The following is a 24,912-nucleotide window of genomic DNA, read 5'->3' on the forward strand; positions in this document are numbered from 1 at the left end:
TATCCACAAAACCAGAGACTCAAATCTATCACTTTTTAAATCGATTTGGATAATCCGTAATTAAACCATCCACCCCGATCTGTTGAAGATGCTGCATAGCTTGCCGCTCGTTAACGGTCCAGGGTATGACTCGAATGCCCAACGCATGGGCTTTTCGTACGGTTCGCTTCGAAATGAATCGATACTGAGGACTAAAAATATCGGGCCGGAATCCTAGTTCTTTCAAACTACGCCTTAACCCTTTCCTGGTAACCAGCACGGAAAGCGTATGGTTGGGAAAGCTGCCCGCCTCTTGCTGAGCTTTCCAGTACTTCAACACGGCAACGTCAAAACTTTGAATGCAAAAGCGTTCGGCCGAAATCGTCAAGACCTGAGCTAACCGCTGACACATCACCGCCGCAGACGCATGAGCGTTCGTTTTAATTTCAATGGTATACTGCGGCAGGGGTAACTGATGCTGCCTGGCATAGGCATCTGCCGCCCTAATCACTTCGCTCAAAAGCGGCTTGTAGGCTGCTTTTGGTTTCTGTTCCGGAAAAGCAGTATTGCCGCGCCGGCCGACATCGTAACGTTTGATGCGGTCATAGGGCATCTGATCCAGTCGTAATGTTTTCGCTTCGGTCCGGCTTACGGGCGTTCCATCGGGCTTGGTCGTAAAGCGGGAGTTGAAGTACCAGTCGTGAGAGACCACTACGTGCTGATCCTGCGAAAGTACCACGTCAAGCTCCAGCGTAGATACACCCAGCTCCAGCGCTTTCAAAAAAGCCGGTATCGTATTCTCCGGTTCCAAACCCCGACAGCCCCGGTGACCCTGCACTTCAAACGACTGAGCCGTACCTACGCAGGAATGCATCAGGAGTAGATAGAAAAGCAATCGCATGGATACACATTCGAGGCTGAAAAAGTAATACGAAAACTTCAAAAAAGATAATCTTATCCGAATATTCATGCGTAGAGGAGAAGCATTCATCTAGCTACTAGCGTAGAAACCCTAGTAAAGTCGTCTTCTCATGGTTCCCAATGAACATAAAAAAACCGCTTCGGGAGGAAGCGGTTTTCGTGAGCGAAAGGAGCTTAGATATTCTGTAACATCGTCAGGCGGCGGTATACGCCTTCTTCCACTTCCACGAGTTCTTCGTGGCTACCCCGTTCGACAATTTGCCCCTGGTGTAGGATAAGAATTTCGTCGACATCCTTGATGGTACTCAAGCGGTGGGCAATCACCAGCGTGGTTTTATCGACCATCAGATGGTCCAAGGCTTCCTGGACGGATTTTTCCGATTCCGTATCCAAGGCAGAGGTCGCTTCATCTAAAATGAGAATGGAGGATTTTTTAAATACGGCCCGGGCAATGCTCAAGCGTTGACGCTGACCCCCCGACAGGCGGATGCCCCGATCCCCGATGATGGTTTGGTAACCGTCTTCGGTCTGGATAATGAAATCGTGGGCGTTGGCTACTTTGGCCGCGTGCATGACTTCCTCCATCGTCGCGTTGGGCTGACCCAGGGCGATGTTGTTGAAAATCGTATCGTTGAAGAGAATGATTTCCTGGGATACGAAACTCATCTGATTGCGTAGTGACTCCATCTTATAGTCCCGTACATCGCGACCATCAATTAAAATCTCGCCGTCGGTAACGTCGTAGAAACGTGGGATAAGATCCGCAATCGTTGATTTACCCACGCCGGAAGGTCCTACTAAGGCCATTTTCTTGCCTTTTTCAAGCGTGAAACTCATATTTTGTAATACGGCCGCATCGCCGTACTGGAAGGAGACATTCCGGAATTCAATTTTATCGCGGAAGTTCGTTAGTTCTACGGCATCGGGTTTATCCTCTACCAAGATGGGCTTGTCGAGAATTTCCAGAATACGCTCACCAGCGGCCCGTCCCTGCTGAATGTTCGTAAGGGCTACGACAATAGCCTTGGCCGGGCGAATCACCTGCGAGAAAATGGCAATGAATGCAATGAAAGCACTGGCTTGTAGGCCGCCTTCCTGGCTCAGTACCAAACTACCCCCGTACACCAGAATACAGGCCACTACAAAAACGCCCGACGCCTCCGAAAAGGCCGGAGCCAGTTCCCGGCGTTTGAATCCCTGGGAGCTGGCTTTGCGGTAAAAGTCGTTTTCCTGACTAAAGCGTTTCAGGATAAAAGGCGTCGCATTGAAGGAGCGAATGATCCGCATGCCCATGAGTGATTCGTCCATCAACGTCAGCAAACGGCCCATGGAAGCCTGTACATCCTGCGCTTCTTTGCGTAGACTTTTGGTAACGGCGGCAATCCCTATGGCCGATATCGGAATAATGATCAGCGTAAACAGCGTCAGTTTCGTAGAAATGGCAAACAGAGCAATGAAGTAGCCAATGAAGGTATACGGCTCTTTGAAAATGACTTCGAGTGAACTGGAAGCTACGCTCTCAATCGCGTAAACGTCTCCGTTGAGCCGGGAGAGCAAATCGCCCTTGTGTTCTTTGGTGAAATAACCCAGGTGCAGATGATTGATTTTTTCGAAAAGTGCCTCTCTCAATCGTTTGACCAGCATGGTACGGGCATTGAGCAGACAACGCTGAGCGAAATACCGGAAGGTGTTCGACAGTAATACCGAAGTCACGATCATGGCCGCTAAAAAGTACAGGGCATAAATGGGATCGCTGACTTTGAACTGGTAAATCAAGTGATAGAAATAGTCCTTAAAGTAGCTGCCTGAAAGCGTAAACTCAGGTTCCCGGGCGTATTGGGCCGCCTCTTCGGCAATGTGTGAAGAGTCAAATAAAAAATTCAGAAGGGGGATAATCAGAGCGAATTGAAAAACGCTGAAAAAGACCGACGCTAACGTAAACAGAAAAAACGGAATGATGAATTTTCTGAGTGGCGTTACGTACTTCAGAAGACGACTATAGATTTTCATTTACTTGCTAACTTCTAATTTTTTTAGGGAGTAAGGACGCTGATCCAGTATTTGAAGAAGATCCACGCGCGTATCGCCCCCAGAATCAACGAATGAAAGATAAATTTATGTATGGATAGAGGCTTTGCCGGGGCAAAAATAAAGTCGGACGGAGGGAATGACACCTTAAGCGGACTATTTTTCCGGCGATCTACCCAAGCACGCAGCGCAAATAAGGCTCCACAACGGCCCCTTAGAGACCCACTTTCACTGGTCAAACGTTGGAAATAGTGAAAAAAAAATGATAAAAAATGAGCTGTATTCTGGCGGGAAAAGAAACAAAATACCTTTTTAATGATTTTACCACTACCTAGGTATGAATCAGAGAAGTACGACGTTCATACGCGTAAAAATACTGATCCATTCGCTAAAAAAAGAGGTAGTAAAACGGGATGTTCTCAAGAAATGAACAATAAGATTCCCGATGAATCGGTTAATTATACTCGCCATCCCTAGGCCCGTTTGCTCATTTATTTGTGGGGGCTAATCCAACGCTTGCTCTAGCAATGGTGTCTAGACAAACAGAGTAGCTAGGCTGGAAAGCTTTTTTAGGTCTTCTACGCGTGGACCCCAGCGGTCTTTAGCTAGTCAGGTTCATTCGTATTTCGTTGGTCTGCATTCGCAGGAGCAAGCCCATTTTGGGACCGGCTCCCTATTGTCAGAATCTGCTCTTTCTAGGCAGCGGATGCAGTCGTGTCTTTAAATGTATAGGAATTTATGTCCTCGATAATTCTTGACTGTGGTTTAATGAAGTTTCCCAACTCAGGTTTGTATCACTACTGCTTGAATATGAGCGAACAGGTGAACAAACTGTTGCGAAAACAGCAAAAGCCGCCGATGATGATGTACGTACCGCCCGCCGAACGGCTTCAAATTCAGCCGGAGAAGCATCATATCATCGAACGGAAATGGCATAAAATCTGGAAACCCTTTCTGGCGGGCTGTAAAGTCTGGCATGCTCCGTTTCAATCGGGTCGCATTATTCCTGAACGGGATAGCGACACACGGGTGGTCCTGACGGTGCATGATCTGAATGCCCTGCACGAAGGCAAAGCCCGCGAGGAACAACTCCGCAGTCTGGCCCACACGCAAAACCTCATTGACCGAAGTGATGCCATTGTTTGCATCTCGGAGTTTACTAAAAATGACGTACTCAACAATTGTGACGTACATGGGAAGCCCATTCACGTTATTCACAATGGCCTTAATAAGCTGAGTACACCCCATCTGGAGGCTACTTCTTACCGTCCCCGTCGCCCTTTTCTGTTTGGGCTGGGTTACGTAAATGCGAAAAAGAATTATCACGTACTGCTGCCTTTATTACTGGCCAATCCCGATCTGGAATTAGTCGTAGCGGGACATCACGATGAACCCGAATACGCTTCCCGCATGTGGACGATGGCCGAGGATATGGGCGTGAGTGATCGACTTTATTTGGCTGGCCCGATTTCGGAAAGTGAAAAGGCCTGGTACCTGGATAACTGCATGGCCTTTTTGCACCCTTCTTTGGCCGAAGGTTTTGGCTTTACCGTCGTAGAAGCCATGTCGTTTGGTAAACCCGTCTTTATTTCGAATCTGACCTCGCTACCCGAAATTGGGGGTGATGTGGCCTTTTATTTTTCCGACTTCGAAGCCGAACACATGCAACGCGTGTTCCGGGAGGGCATGCATACCTACAGCACCACGCCCCTGGCGGAGCAGTTGAAGAAAAGAGCCGAAAACTTTAGTATGGAACGCAGTGCCAGTCAGTACCTGGATGTGTATCAATCGCTACTCTAGAAAAAAATAAGCTCGCCACTGCTGAAGTGGCGAGCCATTTACGGGGGTCAGAATAGACAATTATTGCTTGCTGGGTAGGGGTAAATGAAAGGTGCCTTCCGTGAGAACCAGCGAATCTTTTTTACTCTGCTGCTTGTACCCATTTCCTTCGGGATCGATGGAAGAATCAAAGCCCGTCGTTTTGGTGATCACTTTATCTTCCATTTTGTTCATCAGTCGGCCCATGCCGCCGAATACCGTAGCACTCGATTTTTCTTTCCAGTACGAGCCTGCCAGTACGCCACTGAAGGTAGCTTCGAGCGAACCGTCGGCATTTTTCTTCACGACTACCGTTTCATCGTTATTTTGGGATTTGCCCACGTGGTATTCCATGCGAGGCTCCCGGGTTTCTTTTACGTACTTAATCACCGCCAGACCTTTGTAGCCGCTACCAGCCTGAACCTTGGCTTTATTGGCCTTACTATCGGCTTTATCGGCGTCTACCACCAGATACGTACCGGGCTCAATGCCTTCCGTATGATCGTAACTGCCCAGCCAGATACGTAAGGACTGATCGGGCTTACTCGTGTTGGCGGTAATCCACCAGTACGCGCCAATGCGAATCCGGCGGGGCTGGCTCTGGAACGCTTCCCCGTTGATTTTTGCCTTCAGGGTATTGGCATTTGGAAGTTGGGCCAGTGCTGCAGTCGAAAACAGGAGGCCGATGAGGATGGAAAATAGTTTCATGGTGCGTTACATCAGAAAGGAGTGAGAAAAGCAATGCTACAGGCTTAGTCGTGGTCGGGTTACGGAAGAGAAACACCGCTCTCGTTTTTTTTTTCAATGAATAAAGAACGGACGCGTGGGTTGGCATACACGTCCGCTCTGATTCTACTGTTTTAAAGACAAAACGATTTTGGTCGTGTAGCCCTCAGACTTTTCGGTGATGCTGATTTTGAGCGAGCTGCTTGAGACTTCATCGACTTTCCAAACAACGGCCTCATTAGCCTTACCTTCCTCGTACATTTTAAAGGTTTTATTCTGCGCATTGTAGCTCCAGAGGCTGTTTACCGGTACGGGAACTTCGGTATCTGGCTCTTCGTCAGGGGGGCATACGTTACTCCCTTCGCTGCCGGAGATTTTACCACTTTTCTCAAAGCGGATGCGATCGTCCTTGGCACATTCAGGAAATTCATCGACTAAATCGCCGCCCGTTTCTTCACCGCTTGCATCCTCGGTTAGGGTAAAAAGGAAGGATTGAATCTTTAAATCTTTCCCCGCACAGGGTAGCGATGACGTACCATTGTTGCCGCCACCACCGGGCTGTTCTTGCCCTGGGTTATCGGGATCAACGGGTTCGGGGTCTTTTTTACAGGAGCTAACCAAGAGGATTAGACCAAACAAAAACATTTTAAGCGAAAGAGATACAGAGAAACGTGACATGATGGAAGGTTGATTTGATAAAATAATGATACAAAGGTTGAACAGACGAATGAAAAGGGGAGGGCTGATTCGAGTCAATTGGTAAAGGAACGTACTGAATCCACAAAAAAGCGACTTCGATTGAAGGTAGGAATGGAAAACGTAATCATTTACAGCTAGTTAGGTATTCATTTGGAAGGTCCTTATGCGGCCCCGTTAGGGTAGACTCTGGAAGTATTTGTAGAGAGCCACGAGTTCTTTTTCCTGATACTGAGCGGTCATTTTCCAGGGCATATCTTCATTTTTGAGGATACGGCCTTCGGGTGTATGACCCGTGCGAAGGGTATGGATGAACTGCGGCTGCGTCCACTTGCCCACGTGGCCACTACGGGTCAGATCGGGTACGGGGGGCGAACCGGGAGCGGCTCCATCGCCTCCTTTGAAGTTAGGCTGATGGCAACCCGAGCAGGATACGGCCAGGTATTTTCCCTGAGCAATACCACCGCTGGTATCGGCCTGCGTGAGAAGGGCTCGGTGATGGTCAATTTTTTCAACCGACAGCAGGGGCATTTTATCCAAATACGAAAACACCTGAACGACGGGTCCTAGCTTGATTGGAGCCCACGCTTGGTCTACGGGGGGGAGTTGCCGGCAGTACGCAATTAAGGCGGCCATATCTTCCTGGGATAACAGGGTTGTTTCGTGCGAGGGCATAAAAATGAGCGGTCGCCCGTTACGCCCAACCCCGTGTCGCAAGGCTCGTATCCAGTCTTCGGCGGCGTAGTCGTCGGGCAAGCCGCCTTTTCCACGCGTCAGGTTGGTGGCAACGAGTCGGCCCATGGGCGGCTCATCGATCATTACTTTGCCGGCCATGTTTTCACCGTGACATTCGATGCAGCCTTTGATGAGAGCGACGTGTTTCCCGCGTTCCATACTCAGGGAGTCGGTAGGAATGGGAAAGCTTTCGCGGGCAAAGTCGTAGGTTTTTTCGACGCGTTCCGTAATGTTTCGGGCAATCACAGCGTAGGCGATGCCCAGCAGCAGGACGAGGGAGCCCAGTACCATGCCGGCTCCTTTTAGGATTTTTACCAACATCATTGAAAAGAGTAGATTAAGAAAGGTGAAGGTGAAAAACAAGAGAGATCCTACGCTTGGGTATGACGCAAATCGCAGGAATCTCTCCAGACGTTGATTGGAAGGTTGAACGGTACTAACTCCTTAAATCCCTTAACCAAGTAGAAATCGGTTTGGTGATACAAAGATTTGCCTGGCCCGGCTGCTTCCAAGCAGCGTAGCTACTCAAGTGAGGCTTCTCAGGGATGAATCGCCGAAAAAGCCCGATCAATTGTATCGGGCTATGTGCGATGAATGGGATTATTAACTGTCAGATTATCAGTTGTGTAGAAATAAAATATTGAACGTTTCGGCCGGTACTACCTAAAAAACAATTCATGCAGGGCTTGTCTCAATTGATACCAGGATGGGTTTTATCCTCGACGCCAGAAGCGTACGTTTGCAACAATCTGTAGTGCCCCCTAAACAAGATTCAACCATGAAACCTAGCCTTTGCCGAAGTCTGAAGCTTTGCTAAAAGTTAGCCATCAAAACCTAGCTCTAGCTCCAGTTTGGACAGTACGTATCCGGTATAGCAGAAACCCGATCCGCAGTTCATGTACCATTTTTAACAATTCAGTCAGAAATCTTTTCAGCTCAGGGTGGACTGGTCTCAGGGGTTTACTAAATCCAGTGTAGCTTTACCTACCCTGACCAAGCCCCTAAGAAATGCCCCTTTCATTGCTGCTACGCCAAGTGGCAAGGGCCCTGAACATTCGACCGAAGTTTGAGCATCAGGACCCGTTTATGCCCCGATTATTTCCTTTTCTGGAACAACGCAAGTTATTCAGGGGTGGCCTGCTCTGGTTGTTGATTGTCGTGTACACGCCCGTATTCTGTTATTTGTTCTGGGGAAGCTTGTACTGGGCTAGCTGGACGAACCTGCTGGGGATTTCCCTGATTATGTTCGTTTTTAATGCGTTGGATGCGTTTTTCTTGCAATGGCTGGCTCAGCAGATTGGCGTGTATTTCCCGCATCCCCACCAGTCCGCTCTACGACTCAGCAGTATGATCAGTCTGTTTGTGGGCATCAACTTCTTTCTGGGGCAGCAGTTGATGTATGCGTTGGGTGCTACGCAGTGGTTTGGTTACTCCTACAAACCGGCCCAGGCTCCGTGGGTACTGGCGGCGATGACGTGTATGAACATTTTACTGGCGGGGGTAAGCGAGGGCGTGTATGCCTTTACGCAGTGGCGAATTCATCAGGAAGAACTCGAAGCCCTCGAACATCAGCAGTTACAAATGCAGCTCGAAGAAGTAAAACAGCAGGTAAATCCCCACTTTCTCTTCAATAGCTTAAATTCTCTGTCCGTACTCATTGCCGACAATCCGCGTCAGGCGGAACGTTTTGTGGACGAGATGGCGACCGTATACCGTTACCTGTTGCAAGCCGGACAGATGCCTACGCCGGGCGGCGGACTAATCACGCTAGAAGCCGAACTGCGGTTTTTACAGGCTTATTCGTATTTGCTTCATACCCGTTACGGATCGGCTATTTCGCTGGAAGTGGACGTCTGCGAGGCCGCCCGGACCCAATACGTACCCGTACTGACGCTGCAGACGCTGGTGGATAATGCCATTAAACACAATGTGGTACTAGCCCAACAACCCTTGTCGATTCAGATTCGGGCCACTTCGCCTACGTTATTACGCGTGAGTAATTCCTTGCAGAAACGCTCCGTAACTATTCCACTCAACCGAGCCGGACTGTCGATGCTCATGGCTCGTTATCGCTTATTACAGGGCGAATCGGTGCAGGTGTTGGTGGAAGATCAACGGTATACCGTCGAACTTCCTTTATTGCCGTTGGTATGAAAGAGCTGATTCATCGCTGTTTTCCCACGGCTCGAAGTCGCTGGATGTACGCCTTCATCGCCCCTTGGATTATTCCCCTGATGGCGTACTTGCTCATTGGGCAACCCTACCTACAAACGGGGTCGACGTTTGCGGGGGGTACGCTGGTGGTCGGCATCCTGAGTACACTCGCTTTTCTGGCCCATAATGAGGTCGCCGATCGCATTACCCGGAAGTATCCGCATTTACGCCAAACCATTAAGCGAATCGTCTGGACGACGCTGTGTTTTACGGGTTTATCGGCTTTTTTTCTATACTCCTACGTGATGATGTTTGCCGCGTGTGGCTTTTTTAATACGGAATTATCGCTGGAAGCCATGCGGGCCAACCACGGCGTTATCCCCACTTGGAATCGCCTGTTTGAGCGGATGTTTGGCATAGAAGTTACGCCGCCCACGCTCGTTTTTCTGTATGCCTGGGACGTTTTTTGCTTACTGACCTTCGTCTTTATTTATGAAGTGTTTTATTCTTTGGAACAATGGCAGGCCAGTCAGAAAAACAAGGAAACGCTCAAAAAAGCCCGTTTGCAGGGACAATTGCAGAGTTTGCGGAGCCAGATTAGTCCCCATTTTCTCTTCAATAGTTTGAACTCGCTTTCGTCGCTGATTGCCGACGAGCCGCAAAAAGCCGAGGACTTTGTCAATGAAATGGCGAAAGTCTATCGCTATCTGCTACAGACCAGCGAACGTGAACTAACGCCGCTCTCGGTAGAGCTAGCCTTCATTCATTCGTACTACCACTTGCTCAAAACGCGGTACGGAGCCGGGTTGCACCTGGATGTAGCCGTCGATCCGGCGTATCTCAAGTACCAATTGCCACCCCTAACGCTTCAGATGCTGGTGGAAAATGCGGTAAAACACAACGTCATTCTGGCCACTAAGCCCCTGCACATCCACATTGGGACAACAGCCACGGGCGAATTACTGGTGAGCAATAATTTACAAACCAAAGCCAAACGTCCCGGCATTGTTGAATCGACCCAGGTAGGCCTAGCCAACATCACCGCCCGTTACCGCTTACTCGATCAACCGTTACCGCAGATTACCAACGGGCCCGACCACTTCAAAATTCTGTTGCCTTTATTCACTGAAAATGTATCTGAAGTATGAACGTTTTAATCGTTGAAGATGAAGAATTAGCCGTCCGCAAGCTGGTTCGGTTGTTACAGGAAATCGAACCCAGTCTAACGGTACTGGCCTCAACGGCGAGTATCGAAGAAACCGTTGACTGGATTGAAGGCAACCGGCAGCAGGGGAATGCCGAGCCGGATCTGATTTTCATGGATATTGAACTGGCCGATGGACAAAGCTTTGCCATCTTCGAACAGGTCGATATTTTCAGTACCATCATTTTTACCACTTCTTACGACGAATACGCCCTGCAGGCTTTTAAAGTCAATAGTATCGACTACCTGCTCAAGCCCGTGCAGCGGGAAGAACTCGAACGGGGTCTGCGCAAGTACCATGATCTGTCGGCTCGCGCGCAGCCTTCCTTACCGTTTAATCTGGATCAGGTACTGCAGGTCTGGCGAAATCAGTTGCAGACGAAAGAATATCGTAAGCGGTTTCTCGTGCGGCAGGGGCAGCGGCTGTTATCGGTAGAAGTAGCCGAAATTGCCTTTTTCTTTACCGACGAGCGATTCAGCTTTTTTAAAACCCATTCCGGACAGAAGTTTTTGGTGGACTATACCCTCGACGAACTGACCGACATGCTCGATCCGGATTTGTTCTTTCGAATCAGTCGGGGCGTCATCGTTACGCACGCGAGTGTAGAACAGATTCAGCCGTATTTTGGCAATCGGTTGGCGCTGGGGCTCAAACCGGTCTTTGAAAAAGAAGCGTTGGTCAGCCGCGAAAAAGTAAGTGATTTTAAAAAATGGATGGGCAAGTGAGGCCGTAAACATGCGACTCTAGCCGTAATCGCCCAGCGATCCGCCCGCCGAGTGACGTACCGAATCCCCTAGAAAAACTCTTTTTTCTTGCCGTCAGAACCCTTACGTTTGTATTCTTACATCACGTACAGTACATCGACATGAAGAAAGCGGTTCTTAGTCTGGCCCTGACGGGTGGGTTGTTGTGGGCTCTGGGCACTTCATTTAGTCCTTTGCCCGCCCTGGGGGCCTTCTTAAGTCCATTTTCGGGATTTTGGAGTAATGAGCGACGCATTCAGATGCTCGACGCCGAAATACACCTACCGGGCGTTGAGTCAGAGGTCATTATTCGTTACGACGATAACCGGGTTCCGCACATTTTCGCCGAGAATGATCACGATTTATACTACGCACAAGGGTACGTAACGGCTCGGGATCGCCTGTTTCAAATGGATCTGACGATCCGTTCCGCCGCCGGACGCCTGAGTGAAGTAGTGGGTGAGCAGGCCTTGCCCCTGGATTTGTACAAACGCCGCACGGGTTCGGTCAAAGCCGCCGAAGAAGCCTGGAAGTTTGTCCAGCAGGACGTGAAGGTTCGCCGCGTCATCGAAGCCTACAGTGACGGGATCAATGCCTATCTGTCCAATTTACGACCCGCTGATTACCCCATTGAGTACAAAATGCTGGGCTTTACGCCCGAAGCCTGGACGCCCGAAAAGTCCATGCTGCTGATGGTGGAAATGACGCATACGCTGGCCACGCCCCGCGACGGCGATGCGGCCTTGACCAATGTGCTGCAAAAGTTTGGTCTGGAGGTGCTCCGGGATTTATACCCCGATTACGCCGACCGCGAAAGTCCGATCATCCCTAAAGGAACGAAGTGGAATTTCAAACGCAAGCCCCTTCCCAAAGTACCTAAAGACTATACGGAAGGGACGGCTTCCGTGCGGGAACCCCTTTCTTGGCCCGAGCGGGTAGAGGGCATCGGTTCCAATAACTGGGCGATTGCGGGCGAGAAATCCGCCACGGGTTTGCCCATTCTGGCGGGCGATCCGCACCTGGGCTTAACGCTCCCCTCCATTTGGTACCAGATTCAATTGTCGACTCCCGAAAGCAATGCCTACGGCGTATCACTGCCGGGGGCTCCCTGTATTATTATTGGGTTCAACCACGACATTGCCTGGAGCGAAACCAATGTCGGCTCCGACGTGGCTGATTTATACGCTATCAAGTTTAAAGACGCCTCCCGACGGGAATATTCATACGATGGGCAGTGGGTGAAAACGGACTTCCGTCTCGAAGAAATCAAAGTAAAGGGTAAACCTTCCGTGATCGATACCGTAGTGTATACGCATCATGGTCCGGTCGCAATGCCCCGTTGGGGTGATGAGCAAAAGCCTAGTCTGGCGCTTCGCTGGATTGCTCATGAGCCGGGTAATCCCGTCAAAACGTTTTACATGCTTAATCGTTCGAAAAATTACGACGATTACGTACGGGCTCTGAGTCATTACGTCGCTCCGGCTCAAAATTTCGTCTTCGCCAGTAATGAAAACGACATTGCCATCTGGGTCAATGGAAAGTTTCCGCTGAAATGGAAAGAGCAAGGTAAATTCCTACTGGACGGTTCGAAGGCGGCCCACGATTGGCAGGGCTGGATTCCCCACGCCCATAATCCCCACGTAAAAAATCCGAAACAGGGCTACGTAAGTTCGGCTAATCAGGCCCCCGCCGATGAATCGTATCCGTACTATCTACACTGGCGGTTTGCAGCGGCCAACCGGGCCATTCGGATTAACGAACGACTCGAAGGTATGCAGCAGGCTACCATTGACAGTCTGCGGTTATTGCAGAATGATACGTACAATGTACTAGCCCGGGATTTGCTACCTACCTTACTGGAACAGATTAAAATGGGGGATCTCAACGCCTCCCAGTATTCGACCTACACGGCTCTGAAACAGTGGGATTATGAGTATACGACGCAGGCCGTAGCTCCTACCATTTTTGAGAAATGGGTGGAAAATCTTCCCTTCTTCGTTTGGGATGAATTTACTACGGATGCCAAAAAGCCCTTGCAGCTTCCTCAGAAGGATCGGCTCTGGCAACTGATTTTAAAAGAACCGGATTCCAAATGGTTTGATCGCGTCGAAACAGCGGACGTAAAAGAAAATCAGGCGGACATTATTCGACTTAGTTTCAAAGCGACCGTTGATTCGCTCACCCGCCAGTACGGGACCTATTCCTCGAAAAACTGGGCCTGGGGAGCGGTAAAGGGATCGACGATTGCTCACTTAGTACCTCCCTTGAAATCCTTTGGTCGCAGTAACGTAGTGGCGGGCGGCGGTGCGGATGTGCCGAATGCCTTCCGGGGTAAATGGGGGCCTTCCTGGCGAATGGTGGTGGCTCTGGGAAAAGACGGACCCAAGGCCTACGGCGTGTATCCGGGTGGACAGTCGGGAAATCCGGGTAGCCCGTATTACGACAATATGGTTACTACCTGGGCGGAAGGCAAACTCAATGAACTCGTGTACCTGAAAACCATTGATGAAAACCATCCCAAGGTGTTAAGTACGCTGAAGATCAGTAAACGCTAAGGCCGGATATCCTTTACCTGTATTAAAACTTTCGTTATGCAATTCGTTTTGATGATTTTACTCTCCGCGATGGTCCAGTACTTTCTTCCCTGGTGGTCCGTTGTCATCATACCGTTCCTGATTTCGGCCTGGAAAGGCAAGAGCGGAAGTAAAGCTTTTTTCAACGGATTTCTCGCGACGGCTCTGCTTTGGTTTGGCATGGCTTACTACGAACACCTTCGGTCGGGGGGGATTCTTACGGACCGGATCAGTGAGCTTTTTCGGGGGATTGGTACCATTGGTTTGCTGACGGCTACGACCTGGAGCGGAGCCCTGCTGGGTGGAATGGCCTCGCTGAGTGGGTATTTGGTACGGCAGGCGGTTTTCCCCAAGAACCCTTCCCCCGCCGAAAAAGCACAAGCCTATTGGTAGTCTTCCGTAAATTCCTGAAATACTGCGTGCAACCGAGCTTGCCACTTCGGGGCAATTGGCTATTTTTGCCGACCTAATTGTTTAATCAAACCAGCTAGACTCAGTGAAAAACCTTTCGTTAGCCCTTAATGCCGTGTTGGTCGTGGCGGTGGCCGTTTTGTATTACCTGCATTTTAAAGGCGATAGTAGCGCTTCGAGTGGCAGTAGTGCCGCCGTGACCGCTGACGGTCGGGCCATCGTGTATGTAAATGCCGATTCCTTATTGAATAACTACGATTTCTTTAAAGATACTCAGAAAGCCTTCGAACAGAAGGGTACGCAACTCGACGTGGAACTCAACCAAAAAGGCGGGGCTATCCAGCGTGAAATTCAGATTTTTCAACAACGGGCCGGTGGCATGTTAGCGGCTGAAGCGCAGGCTAAACAACTGGAGTTACAGAAAAAAGCGTCTGATTTCGAAAACTACCGTCAGAAAGCCGCCAATGATCTGTCGGTAGAGCGGGCCGATCAAACCGAAAAGCTGTACGATAACATTTTCGAGTACATCAAAAAATATAACAACGATAACAAGTACCAATACGTACTGGGTTATCAGAAAGGCGGCGGCATTCTGTTTGCAGACTCGAAACTCGACATTACGCAAAAAATGATCGAAGGTCTCAATAAAGAATACAAGGCGACGCAGCCCAAAACCGAAGAGAAGAAAGAGGAAAAGAAATAAGCTCTTTAACCCTTTAAAAGCCCTGACATCGCTGATGCCAGGGCTTTTTGTTGGCCGATGGATCGGACGCTACAGTTCATGTTCGCTTTTAAACAGTTCAGTCAGACTGCCTGAGTATCCTGCCAGAAGGGGATGTAGGTTTGCAGAACTGTTGACTTTGAGGAATGAATGCGAAGAAACTATTAGTAGCGACAACCCCCGACTCCGTACGGCCGCTGACGGCGCTGGCAGTATACCTCCAATCCCAGGGGTATGAGGTGGGTTGGTATACGGGGCCGAGTTATGAGTCCCTGATTACCAAACTCGGCTTAGGTTTTTACCCGTTTGAGCGGGCTCAGGAGGTCCCTGCTACCGAAGTCAACCAAGTCTGGCCGCAACGTAAAAAGCTCACCCGTACGCTCACCCGCTTCCGTTTTGATCTGACCCACCGCTTCCTGGCGCCCATTCCTGATTTTCTGACCGATCTGAAAGCCGTTTATGCACAGTTTCCCTTCGATGCGGTGTTGTGCGACATGGCTTTTATGGCGGCTCCTTTTCTAAAATCCATTTTCAAGGTTCCCGTGGGCGTATTCGGGCTGGGGCCGCTGGGTGTTTCTTCAAGCGACGCTCCTCCCTACGGATTAGGCTGGCAACCCGCTCAGTCGCTCCTCAGTAAAAGTCGCCAGCGTTTGCTCAAGTACTGGGTGCGAAACTACTTTTTCAAGCCTTCGACGCAGCTCTACAATACCTTTCGAAAGCAGTATGGATTACCCGCCAGTCGGGATTTTTGTCCGGATGCAGTGCTGCGGGAAGCGGATGTGTATTTACAAAGCGGCGTACCGGGCTTCGAATACCAACGCCGGGATCTGAGTCCGAACGTTCAGTTTGTCGGGCCGCTTTTTCCGTACCGGGCAGCGATGCCGGTTTCATGGCCCCTGCGGGTTTGTCCGAAGCGATACCAGCGCGTCGTACTGGTTTCCCAGGGTATGCATCCGTTCGATCCGCAAAAACTCCTGATTCCGACGCTGAAAGCCTTTAGCTCCGACCCCTCAACGCTGGTGATTGCCACCACCGGCGGACACCAGACCCAGCAACTACGGCAACAGTTTCCGCAAGCCCATTTTGTACTGGAAGACTACGTGGATTTCCAGGCGCTCATGCCGCAGGTACACGTATTCGTGACAAACGCGGGTTACGCGAGTATTCTGGCCGCCGTTCAGCACGGCGTACCTATCGTAGCGACGGGACTGCACGAAGGGAAAAATGAGATTGCCGCCCGGGTGGCTTATTTCCGGCTGGGTATTCGCCTGAAAACGGAAACGGCGACGGCTCGTGCGATCAGAAAAGCTGTGGATCAGGTAGTGCAGCAGGGAAGCTACCGCCGGAACGTCAAACGACTGGCGAAAGAATGTGCCCGCTATCCGGTGCATGAACTCTGTCACCAGCATATTCAGCGCTTCTGGGGCGAATAAACGATTGTTTATATCCGGCTACGGTCCAGCGTAGAAACGGGTCGGGCTCAGCAGAAACGCGTCAAGATGTCCATTCGAAAGCTATCTTTGGAACCAATTCACGCAGATGGGCCATAGGTCCACTTTTTTTCGTGAAAAAGAACCGGCCGAAGAAGTATAGGCCCGGTATTACAGGAACCGATATGGCAGAAAAAGAGAAAATACAGAAGCACGTCGAGATCAAAAATCGCCGGGCTTCCTTTGAATACCAGTTTTTAGAAACCTTCACGGCGGGTATCATCTTATCCGGAACCGAAATTAAATCCATTCGTCAGGGGAAAGCCAACCTGACCGACGCGTACTGTCTGCTGCTCAACGACGAGCTGTACGTGCGAAACATGAACATTTCCAAGTACGAAGAAGGCACGCACTACAACCACGAACCCATTCGGGATCGCAAGTTACTGCTCCAGAAAAGGGAAATCCGTCGCCTGGTGGGCAAGCTGAAAGACCAGGGCCTAACGATTGTCCCGACGCGTCTGTTCATCTCGGATCGCGGCTTTGCCAAGCTCAATATTGCGCTGGCCAAAGGGAAAAAACTGCACGATAAACGTCAGGACATCAAAGAAAAAGATGTCAAACGCGACATGGCTCGTGGCGAGTAACTCCTTGAACCCATAGCCCGGTACCGTTGAATTCGGAGCCGGGCTAAAGCCTTTCCCCATAAAAGCGTACCTTTGCGTTCTGATCCATTATAGCCTACCGTGTCGTCGATTAAATCCCAGTACGAGCTGGTCATTGGTCTGGAAGTCCATGCCCAGTTACTGACCGAAAGTAAAATTTTCGCGGCTGATGCCAACCAGTTCGGCGCACTGCCTAACCGGAATATCTCCGTTATCACGCTGGGGCATCCCGGCACCTTGCCCAAGCTGAATGCCAAAGCCGTAGAACTGGCCGTGCGTTTCGGACTGGCGACCAATAGTCAGATTGCCCGCCGTACGGTATTCGACCGGAAAAACTATTTCTATCCCGATCTGCCGAAAGGCTATCAGATTTCTCAGGACAAACATCCGATCTGTATCGGTGGTGAAATCTGGATTAAGGGAAAAGATGGGCAGGAGAAGGCCATTCCGATGCACCACACGCATTTGGAGGAAGACGCGGGTAAATCCATTCACGACGAACATTCCAGCGATACCCTGCTCGATTACAACCGGGCCGGAACCCCACTCATTGAAATCGTATCGGACCCTTCGATGCGTTCGGCCGAAGAAGCCGGAGCGTATTTGACGGAGGTACGGAAGCTGGTTCGCTACCTGGACATCTGCGATGGCAACATGGAGGAAGGCAGCTTGCGTTGCGACGCCAACATCTCCGTTCGCAAGTTCGGCGATCCGGTGCTGGGTACGAAGGTGGAAGTAAAGAACATGAACTCGGTTCGCTTTCTGCAAAAAGCCATCGAGTACGAATACGAGCGGCAGGTAGCCATGGTGGAAGCCGGCGAAACCATCATTCAGGAAACGCGGATGTTTGATCCCGAAACGGGTCGGACCTACGGCATGCGGGTGAAGGAAACGATGAACGATTATCGGTATTTCCCTGAGCCGGATCTGGTACCCATTCTCATTACGGATGAACAACTCGAAAGCATCCGTAGCCAGATGCCGACGCTGCCCCGCCAGCTGGTTCAAACCTACACGACGCAGTACGGACTGAGCGAAGCCGATGCTTTGTCGCTAACCGAATCAAAAGCCACGGTGGCGTATCTGGAGGCGCTGATCGCCGCAGGAACGACGCCAAAAACGGCCGCGAACTGGCTGATGGGTTCCGTTCGTACCTGGATGAACGAAAGCAAGCAGGATCTGACGGACTTTCCGTTAGCCCCGCAGACGCTGGCGGCTCTGATTCAACTGGTGGAAGAAAATAAAGTCAGTCACTCGGCGGCGGCTCAAAAGCTGTTCCCGGCGCTGATGCAGACCCCCGATATGTCGCCGCTGGCACTGGCCGAACGTTTGCAACTGCTGCAACAGGGCAATAGTGACGTACTTCAGGCGTTGATTGATGAAGTATTACAAGCCTGGCCCGATAAGGTCAAGGAATACAAAAAAGGCAAAAAAGGACTGATTGGATTATTCGTGGGCGAAGTCATGAAAAAGTCGAAAGGCCAGGCCGACCCGAAAGTAACCAATCAGCTCGTCGCCCAATCGTTAGACGCTAGTACGTTATGAAACTGATTTTTTTCACGATTCTTTTCCTATGGACGCTGACGGGTTTCGCTCAGCAGGATACCTACCATATTCAGGGCCAGGTACAAAACCCGAATGTCAACGAAAAAGCATACCTGCAGATCGTCAATGATCGCGGCTTGCCCGTATCCATTGATTCGTCCGTGATTACGAGTCAGGGATTCGAAATGAAAGGGAAAGTACTCGATGGAGGTGGTTTTTACCGCTTGTTACTGGGTGGAAGCAAACCCCTTATTCTGCTGCTGGAAGGCGGTGAAAATCTACAGGTAGAGGCCGACGTAAAGGCTCCGCAGGCAACCAAGGTGACGGGCTCGAAAAACATGGCGTATTACGATCAGCTCAACGCCATGGCCGCCGCTTTCAAGAATCAGGTGGATCGACTCAATTTGTCCTACGAACGGGCTACCCAGAAAAAAGATAAAGCGGCTCAGCAGAAAATTCAGCAGCAGTTCGAGCAGGGCCAGACCGACATGGTAACCAAGGTCAAGGCCTTACTGCCGGAAATGGGCACTTCGCTGGCGGCGCTGTACGCCACCAATTTCCTCAATCAGGAACAGGATTTCGAAGTATTCGAACAACTGGCCGATCGGTTTGAGAAAGAAAAACCCAACGTTAAGATTTACAAAGCATTTATCGCGACGGTGCGTCGGGTACAAACGAGTCGGAAAGGCCTGAGCATTGGTAGTCCAGCGCCGGAAATCAATTTGCCCGATCCGCAGCAGAAGATTGTCTCGCTTTCTTCCCTGCGCGGTAAATACGTACTCATCGACTTCTGGGCGGGCTGGTGCGGTCCCTGTCGTCGGGAGAATCCCAACGTGGTTCGTCTCTACAACCAGTACAAAGACAAAGGCTTTACCATATACGGCGTATCGCTGGATTCGGACCGGAAAATGTGGACGGACGCCATTCAGAAAGATGGGCTGACCTGGACGCAGGTATCCGATTTGAAATACTTCGATTCCGCTGCGGCCATTGATTACGGGATTCAGCACATCCCCTTCACAGTACTCATCGATCCGCAGGGGAAGGTCATCGCCAAGGAATTGCGCGGCGAGGCCTTGGAGGCCAAGTTGAAGGAATTGATGCCTTGATTCGTTACAATAAGTTGATCTTCTGAAAAGGGCTGGGTTAGTATTTTCGGTCGTTTTTAGATCCTGGCACTTCATCCGTATCCCTGACTTATCGATCTTATTTACCTTTCCTCTGTTATGAAGCTTGCCATTATTGGGTGTGGGAATATGGGAATGGCTTTTGCCAAGTCCTTTATTCAGTATGATCTGGTTCAAAAAGAAAACCTGTTTCTCATCGAGAAATCGGCCGAACGCGGCCAGGCACTGCGGGCTGAGCGGACGGGTGTCGTGGTGGATACCATTGGACCACGCATCAGTGAAGCCGATTTGATTATTCTGGCCGTAAAACCCCAGGATTTTGCGGGCGTACACGCGGAATTGAAACCCGTTATTCGGTATAATCAGGTGGTTCTGAGTATTATGGCGGGCGTATCCATTCAGAAAATTCAGACCGTGCTTGATCACCCGCTGGTGGTACGGGCCATGCCTAATACCCCGGCCATGCTGGGCATGGGGATGACGGCTTTTGCGGCGGCGAAAGAAGTCGATATTCAAAATTTACGCCGGGTCGAAAACCTCATCAACGCCACGGGACGTTCAGTATTTCTGGAAGACGAAAGTCTGCTGGATGCCGTTACCGCCGTCAGTGGCTCCGGACCCGCGTATTTTTTCTATCTGGTCAAGGCGATGATTGAAGCCGGAAAGCAAATGGGTTTCCCCGAGAGTCTGTCGGCGCAACTCGTCAAACAAACCATGTTAGGCTCGTACCATTTGATTCAGACGGCCGATAAAAGTCTTGATGAGCTCATCAAAGCCGTAGCCTCCAAGGGCGGTACGACCGAGGCAGCCCTGAAAACCTTCGAAGAAAATCATCTGGCCGAATCGTTGATTGCGGGCTTACACGCCGCTCAGAAACGCTCCACGGAACTGTCGAAGTAAGCGAAATATACGAAACATACCTCCCTGTTCTGCTCTAGCGGAACAGGGATTTTTTATGCTCAAAGGGAAAGTTGCACCGTGTAGGGAATTGAACCCTTGGCCGTAAAAGCCGCCTGCCAGCGAGGACCTTGCTGCAACCAGAGTAGCACCTGGCGGCGGGAAAGCCGAGCTGGATTCTTCAGGAATCGGACCCGGCTAATCGATCCGTTTTTCCGGAAGTTGATTTCCAACAGAGCCCCCTGCAGGCGTTGCTGGCTTTTTTCGAGCAGATACGTTTGCAGGGCTTCCATACCGCCCTGGGGTTGCGGTGGCACCGTGGGCGCTTGGGTGACCACGAGGGAATCCCGCGTCCGGGCGGCGTAATCCGCTTCGGTTTCTAGTTCCAGTTCTCCCGTAATTTCTGATCGTTTTAGCCGGGCTACTGAGCCCGTTTCACGCGAAGGGGCCGCCTGTTTGCGGGCCATTACGGTCGGCTGGTTGGCGGTTGCTTTGAGTTGACTATTACCCGAAAGCAGCGTATCGGTAGGGGGGGCTACCCGGGCTCGCGTAGGTTCAATCATCATACGGCTCGCGATGATGGGTTGCTGATCGAGTGTAGCGGGAGGCATCGTCAGCGTATCGGGAGCAGACTCCGTTGTTTGCTGAACTTGAATTTTGGATTGAGTCTTTGTCCTAGGTTCTGTTTTAACTTTTGCTTGAAGGGCAATCGCCGGTTGCTCCGTTACCAAGGTATCCGCCAGGGCAGGCGAGGGCAGCGGGGCTAGCTTGGTAGCTACGACGGGTGTCTCCGGCGATGTTTGCGGTATACTCGTGAGCAGTACGTAGGCCGTAGCCAGTACGCCCACTAAACCAGCGGCTACGGCCACCCGACGGCCATAGATAACGGTGAAGGGCCGGGGCGAAGCAATGCGGGCTGAAAGCTTCTGAGTTAAATCCGTCGGTACGGGCGAAGGCATGGCCTGAAACCCCTCCAACGCATCCGCCACAAACGGATCTTCCAGAGCGGCCCGCTCGACGGCGTGCTGCTCGGCATCCGATGCCTGACCCGCCACGTAACGGCGGAGCAATTCTGCGGTGATTGGGGTTGCTGCCATGCTTGATTAGGTGCTAGGGAAATCGCTCTACCTGGGCTTCCATGCAAAGCTTGAGATTCCGCCGCCCGTTCTGTAAATAACTCTTCACCTGATTGAGTTCGTAACCCGTTTCCTCGACAATTTGTCGGTAACTTTTTTCCTGTAAAAAGAACAGCGATACCGTTTGTTGCTGCTCGCGATTGAGCTTTTTCAGACAATCGTCCAGTTCCTTGAGGGGCAACGGCTCTTCGGGTGCTTCTTCGACTAGATGCAAACGGTCCTCCGATTCCATACGCTGGGCGTCCACAAATTCTTTGCGGCTTCGCAATTGCATCAAACAGTAGTTCTTGGCCACGCTATGCAGCCAGCTTTTCCAGTTACTGATCTCGTGCGTACGGGCTTTGTTTACCAGTTCTTCAAAGACCTGCATGACGGCATCTTTGGCAGCGTCTTCACTCGTTAGGTACTTGTAACAAACGGCGTACAGCATTTCCATATTCGGCTCGTACAACTGCCCCAAAATCCGCAAATCACCCGTTTGCCGATACTGCGCAAGCAGTTCGGTTTCACTTGGGACGGCGTCGGATTTACGGAAGAGTTTTAGAAACACAGCAAAAAGGCGTTGGTAGCCGCTGGCAAGATAGTGGGTAACAAAGGTTAATTCTTTGACGAACGCTTAATTTCCTAGACGAACGCTTCGTAAAATATTTCTTTGTGTACTATAAAAAGGTATATACGTGTATTCTATATTTGGACGCATTGTCCACGGTTTGACCTAACTAACGCACCTATGAAACACATTTTACTTACGGCGGGCCTTTTGGCTACCGCTCTTTCTTCGTACGCCCAAGTGGGTATCGGTACTTCCTCTCCCCAAGCTTTTTTTCACGTTGCACCGGGTAAGACGGTTTTGTTTGGAGCCGATACGGTTTCTTCGGTAACGAAAAAACTCGTTTGGTATGCTACGAAAGGTGCTTTTCGTGCCGGCTTGGCTGGTGCTGACGGTTGGCGTAATGAAGTGGTTGGACTGCATTCTTTTGCTGCGGGAGAATTTACCCAGGCAACGGCAACGGGTTCTACGGCTTTGGGAACGGTGACTAAGGCATCCGGCATTTCTTCGGTAGCCATCGGATCGGGTAGTAATGCCATCGGTGATTATTCCGCTGCCTTTGGCTCAGGAACCTACGCTCGAGGAGACTATTCAACGGCTTTAGGTAAGGAGACCCAAGCCAATGGCCGCATTTCTTTGGCTGCCGGCGAGCAAGCACTAGCTACTGCTAACGGTGCGATTGCCATAGGTACTTCAGTAAAGGCTACCGATAGCTCTGCAGTAGCCATGGGCTTTGGAACGGAAGCCAGTGGTATTCATGCTACGGCGTTAGGACAACTGACAACAGCGAGTGGGCGAGCTTCTTTTGCCGCCGGTGCTTCTAGCCGAGCCACTAGTTTAGCTTCCATCGCTTTGGGTTTCAATGCAGTAGCCATTGGTGATGGTTCATTTGCTGCCGGGTATCGGGCTGGAACGCTTGCTCCGTATTCGATCGCTTTAGGCGGGAACGTAACGGCTTTGGGGTTGTCTTCCGTAGCTATAGGTGCTTCTGCTACTACACGAGGCAATTATGGGTATGCCATAGGCAATCAGGTAGAGTCTTCCAGTAACAGAAGCATGGCCTTAGGCAATGCTGTAGGCACCGGTGATGGTAATGAAGGAAGCTTCATCGTTGGCGATGCGTCTTCTTTAAATACCCCAAGTCCGTATCTGAATACGACTGCCCCGAATCAATTTATGACCCGTTTTGCAGGTGGTTACCAGTTGTTTACGAATGCCAATGCATCGATGGGCGTACAGGTACTGCCCAACGGTAATGCCTGGCAAACCATCTCTGATTCCACTCGTAAGGAAAACTTCCGTGCGGCCGATGGCGCTTCATTCCTTAAGAAAATCAGCCAGATGCGGCTCGGTTCCTGGAACTACAAAGGTCAGGAAGCTAAGCAATACCGTCACTACGGCCCCATGGCTCAGGATTTCTACGCGGCCTTTGGCAAGGATGAAGTGGGTACAATTGGCGAAGATAAATCCATCAATCAGGCTGATTTTGATGGTGTGAACCTGATTGCCATTAAAGCGCTGATCGAAGAGGTGAATCAGCTGAAAGCCGAAAATGCGAAACTTCGGGCGACGAATGAAGATCTTCAGAAAGAGACCGCTTCGCTGCAATCGGATATGGATTGGGTGAAAAAACAGCTTCGTGGTTATGCCAAGCAGTAAGGAAAACGTTTTTGATTTTTATAAAAAAGCCCGTTACTGCGGATACGTACGTGGAAATCAAATTTCGTAGGGGAATGGGAAAGATGTCCTGAGCTACACAGGGCCTATAGGGTCTTAGTGCCAGCATAAAATGGCTTATACCCGTTAAGTTTAGGTTCAATTGCTTTAGCATCGTCACAAATAGTAAAAATTTAAGCGTATACGTATAGGTAGCCAAAGGGCTAAGTCTGACTCAGACCTAGCCCTTTGGCTAAAGGTTTGGGGTACTGTGGCGGTAGGATGAGGAAGGGCCTGATCAAAATCATTGCCATCAAAAACATGTTCTAGGAAAAGCGTATCTAAAAAACTGACAGAAAAAGATTGACAGCCCCATACCGGTTAGGAAGGAAGTGATCAAACGTGCGCGGTTCCTACCTGGTCAACATTTGCATGATATTAATGGCTCCTATCCCTTCGCTTCTGGATACATTGGCATATATACGTGCTCGCAATTCATCTTTTCCATAGGCACACCTTGATTTGGTCTGTTTTAACGGGTATTCTGCCTGTTCACACACGGATTGCCCACCGATGTCTTCCTCGTACTTATCAAAAAGCGTGGTGGTATAATCGGTCAAGGTAATGTAAGCCTCCAGGCAAAGTCGACCAGCATCGGATAACGCTTTGTATCTAATCATCAGGATCAGAGCCAGGGAGCCGAGCCTTTTTCGGCGTTTAGGACGAAGGCTGCTGTGTAGTCCTAAAATAAGTTGACACAAAAAAGACTTATTATGGATGGGCAGGAGTTCATTATCACTAAAGAAGCGTAGTTAACGTGATTACAACCTAGGCTTTAAACGGGCCGTGGGTAGTCAGATAGAAAAAGGCGAGCTGACCTACCAGCAGGTGCAAGAGCGATACGGTATCCGCTTGCTTGAGGGCGAACACAATGGCAGCGGCCACCGTGGAGCGGCCACCGCGGAGCGGCCAACCGTCTGGGCCTCGATGAATTTTGCGGCCGTCGCTGCGGTCTTTTTCGTGACAATTGCCTCTACGTTTAAGGTACAACAATTATCCAAATCCTCCATTTCTCAATGTCCATTTTTCAGGGCTAAGGTCACAGAACACGCCCTTTTTATCAGCTTACAGATTGATCCTTGCAGCAAGTACATTTAAGTGTGCTTTCCTATACCATGCTTCAAATTTCTACTAAC

Annotated in this window: 21 protein-coding genes; 13 read left to right on the top strand and 8 right to left on the bottom strand. The window is 50.4% G+C overall.

Translation table 11 applies throughout. The features are described from left to right. Positions 1-28 precede the first annotated feature (28 nt). Positions 29-880: a glycerophosphodiester phosphodiesterase family protein gene (locus tag C5O19_RS18410; protein WP_104714846.1), complete on the bottom strand. Its 852-nt coding sequence runs from the start codon at positions 878-880 to the stop codon at positions 29-31. A gap of 194 nt (positions 881-1,074) precedes the next feature. After that, positions 1,075-2,910, bottom strand: a complete 1,836-nt coding sequence (locus C5O19_RS18415; protein ID WP_104714847.1) for an ABC transporter ATP-binding protein — start codon at positions 2,908-2,910, stop codon at positions 1,075-1,077. 756 nt (positions 2,911-3,666) lie between these two features. On the opposite strand from C5O19_RS18415, the gene C5O19_RS18420 reads away from it, so the two are divergent. After that, positions 3,667-4,728, top strand: coding sequence for a glycosyltransferase family 4 protein (locus tag C5O19_RS18420; RefSeq protein WP_104714848.1), 1,062 nt, complete (start codon positions 3,667-3,669; stop codon positions 4,726-4,728). Positions 4,729-4,788: 60 nt separating this feature from the next. Here C5O19_RS18420 and C5O19_RS18425 read toward each other — a convergent pair whose 3' ends face one another. The 3 genes from C5O19_RS18425 to C5O19_RS18435 all read right to left on the bottom strand — a co-directional run bounded on the left by C5O19_RS18425 (position 4,789) and on the right by C5O19_RS18435 (position 7,227). Next, complete coding sequence (locus C5O19_RS18425) at positions 4,789-5,454, bottom strand: hypothetical protein (protein WP_104714849.1); 666 nt, start codon at positions 5,452-5,454, stop codon at positions 4,789-4,791. A 144-nt stretch (positions 5,455-5,598) separates the two neighbouring features. After that, positions 5,599-6,150: a hypothetical protein gene (locus C5O19_RS18430; RefSeq protein ID WP_133163392.1), complete on the bottom strand. Its 552-nt coding sequence runs from the start codon at positions 6,148-6,150 to the stop codon at positions 5,599-5,601. A 195-nt stretch (positions 6,151-6,345) separates the two neighbouring features. Further along, positions 6,346-7,227: a c-type cytochrome gene (locus tag C5O19_RS18435; RefSeq protein ID WP_243406438.1), complete on the bottom strand. Its 882-nt coding sequence runs from the start codon at positions 7,225-7,227 to the stop codon at positions 6,346-6,348. A gap of 684 nt (positions 7,228-7,911) precedes the next feature. Here C5O19_RS18435 and C5O19_RS18440 point away from each other — a divergent pair. From C5O19_RS18440 to proC, 11 genes are all read left to right on the top strand, one after another. Then, positions 7,912-9,057: a sensor histidine kinase gene (locus C5O19_RS18440; protein WP_104714851.1), complete on the top strand. Its 1,146-nt coding sequence runs from the start codon at positions 7,912-7,914 to the stop codon at positions 9,055-9,057. Further along, positions 9,054-10,205, top strand: coding sequence for a sensor histidine kinase (locus C5O19_RS18445; protein WP_104714852.1), 1,152 nt, complete (start codon positions 9,054-9,056; stop codon positions 10,203-10,205). Before C5O19_RS18440 ends, C5O19_RS18445 begins: the two co-directional genes overlap by 4 nt. Beyond that, the gene (locus tag C5O19_RS18450; protein WP_104714853.1) at positions 10,202-10,987 is read left to right on the top strand and encodes a LytR/AlgR family response regulator transcription factor; all 786 of its coding nucleotides are present in this window, start codon (positions 10,202-10,204) and stop codon (positions 10,985-10,987) included. The genes C5O19_RS18445 and C5O19_RS18450 overlap by 4 nt, the downstream gene beginning before the upstream one ends. A 140-nt stretch (positions 10,988-11,127) precedes the next feature. Next, positions 11,128-13,560 (top strand): penicillin acylase family protein, encoded by a 2,433-nt coding sequence (locus C5O19_RS18455; protein WP_104714854.1) that lies wholly within the window; start codon positions 11,128-11,130, stop codon positions 13,558-13,560. Between the two features lie 36 nt (positions 13,561-13,596). Next, positions 13,597-13,971: a hypothetical protein gene (locus tag C5O19_RS18460; RefSeq protein WP_104714855.1), complete on the top strand. Its 375-nt coding sequence runs from the start codon at positions 13,597-13,599 to the stop codon at positions 13,969-13,971. A 103-nt stretch (positions 13,972-14,074) separates the two neighbouring features. Next, positions 14,075-14,692: an OmpH family outer membrane protein gene (locus C5O19_RS18465; RefSeq protein ID WP_104714856.1), complete on the top strand. Its 618-nt coding sequence runs from the start codon at positions 14,075-14,077 to the stop codon at positions 14,690-14,692. Between the two features lie 164 nt (positions 14,693-14,856). Continuing rightward, positions 14,857-16,143: a glycosyltransferase gene (locus C5O19_RS18470; RefSeq protein WP_104714857.1), complete on the top strand. Its 1,287-nt coding sequence runs from the start codon at positions 14,857-14,859 to the stop codon at positions 16,141-16,143. Positions 16,144-16,325: 182 nt separating this feature from the next. After that, the gene (gene smpB / locus C5O19_RS18475; RefSeq protein WP_104714858.1) at positions 16,326-16,787 is read left to right on the top strand and encodes an SsrA-binding protein SmpB; all 462 of its coding nucleotides are present in this window, start codon (positions 16,326-16,328) and stop codon (positions 16,785-16,787) included. Between the two features lie 99 nt (positions 16,788-16,886). After that, a complete protein-coding gene (gene gatB, locus C5O19_RS18480; RefSeq protein ID WP_104714859.1) occupies positions 16,887-18,350 on the top strand; it encodes an Asp-tRNA(Asn)/Glu-tRNA(Gln) amidotransferase subunit GatB in 1,464 nt (487 codons plus the stop codon). Next, a complete protein-coding gene (locus tag C5O19_RS18485; protein ID WP_104714860.1) occupies positions 18,347-19,459 on the top strand; it encodes a TlpA disulfide reductase family protein in 1,113 nt (370 codons plus the stop codon). Before gatB ends, C5O19_RS18485 begins: the two co-directional genes overlap by 4 nt. 117 nt (positions 19,460-19,576) lie before the next feature. After that, positions 19,577-20,377, top strand: a complete 801-nt coding sequence (gene proC, locus C5O19_RS18490; protein ID WP_104714861.1) for a pyrroline-5-carboxylate reductase — start codon at positions 19,577-19,579, stop codon at positions 20,375-20,377. A gap of 59 nt (positions 20,378-20,436) precedes the next feature. Here the strand turns inward: proC and C5O19_RS18495 are convergent, their stop codons facing one another. Then, entirely contained in the window at positions 20,437-21,471 is a 1,035-nt protein-coding gene (locus C5O19_RS18495) for an anti-sigma factor (protein ID WP_133163393.1), read from the bottom strand. A gap of 13 nt (positions 21,472-21,484) precedes the next feature. Further along, positions 21,485-22,060 (bottom strand): RNA polymerase sigma factor, encoded by a 576-nt coding sequence (locus C5O19_RS18500; protein WP_104714863.1) that lies wholly within the window; start codon positions 22,058-22,060, stop codon positions 21,485-21,487. Between the two features lie 180 nt (positions 22,061-22,240). Between C5O19_RS18500 and C5O19_RS18505 the strand changes: the two genes are divergently transcribed. Further along, positions 22,241-23,719, top strand: a complete 1,479-nt coding sequence (locus C5O19_RS18505; protein WP_104714864.1) for a tail fiber domain-containing protein — start codon at positions 22,241-22,243, stop codon at positions 23,717-23,719. 825 nt (positions 23,720-24,544) lie between these two features. Here C5O19_RS18505 and C5O19_RS26545 read toward each other — a convergent pair. Further along, positions 24,545-24,769 (bottom strand): hypothetical protein, encoded by a 225-nt coding sequence (locus tag C5O19_RS26545; RefSeq protein ID WP_165796064.1) that lies wholly within the window; start codon positions 24,767-24,769, stop codon positions 24,545-24,547. Positions 24,770-24,912 lie beyond the last annotated feature (143 nt).

It is taken from the genome of Siphonobacter curvatus (assembly GCF_002943425.1).
Classification (GTDB): Bacteria; Bacteroidota; Bacteroidia; order Cytophagales; family Spirosomataceae; genus Siphonobacter; species Siphonobacter curvatus.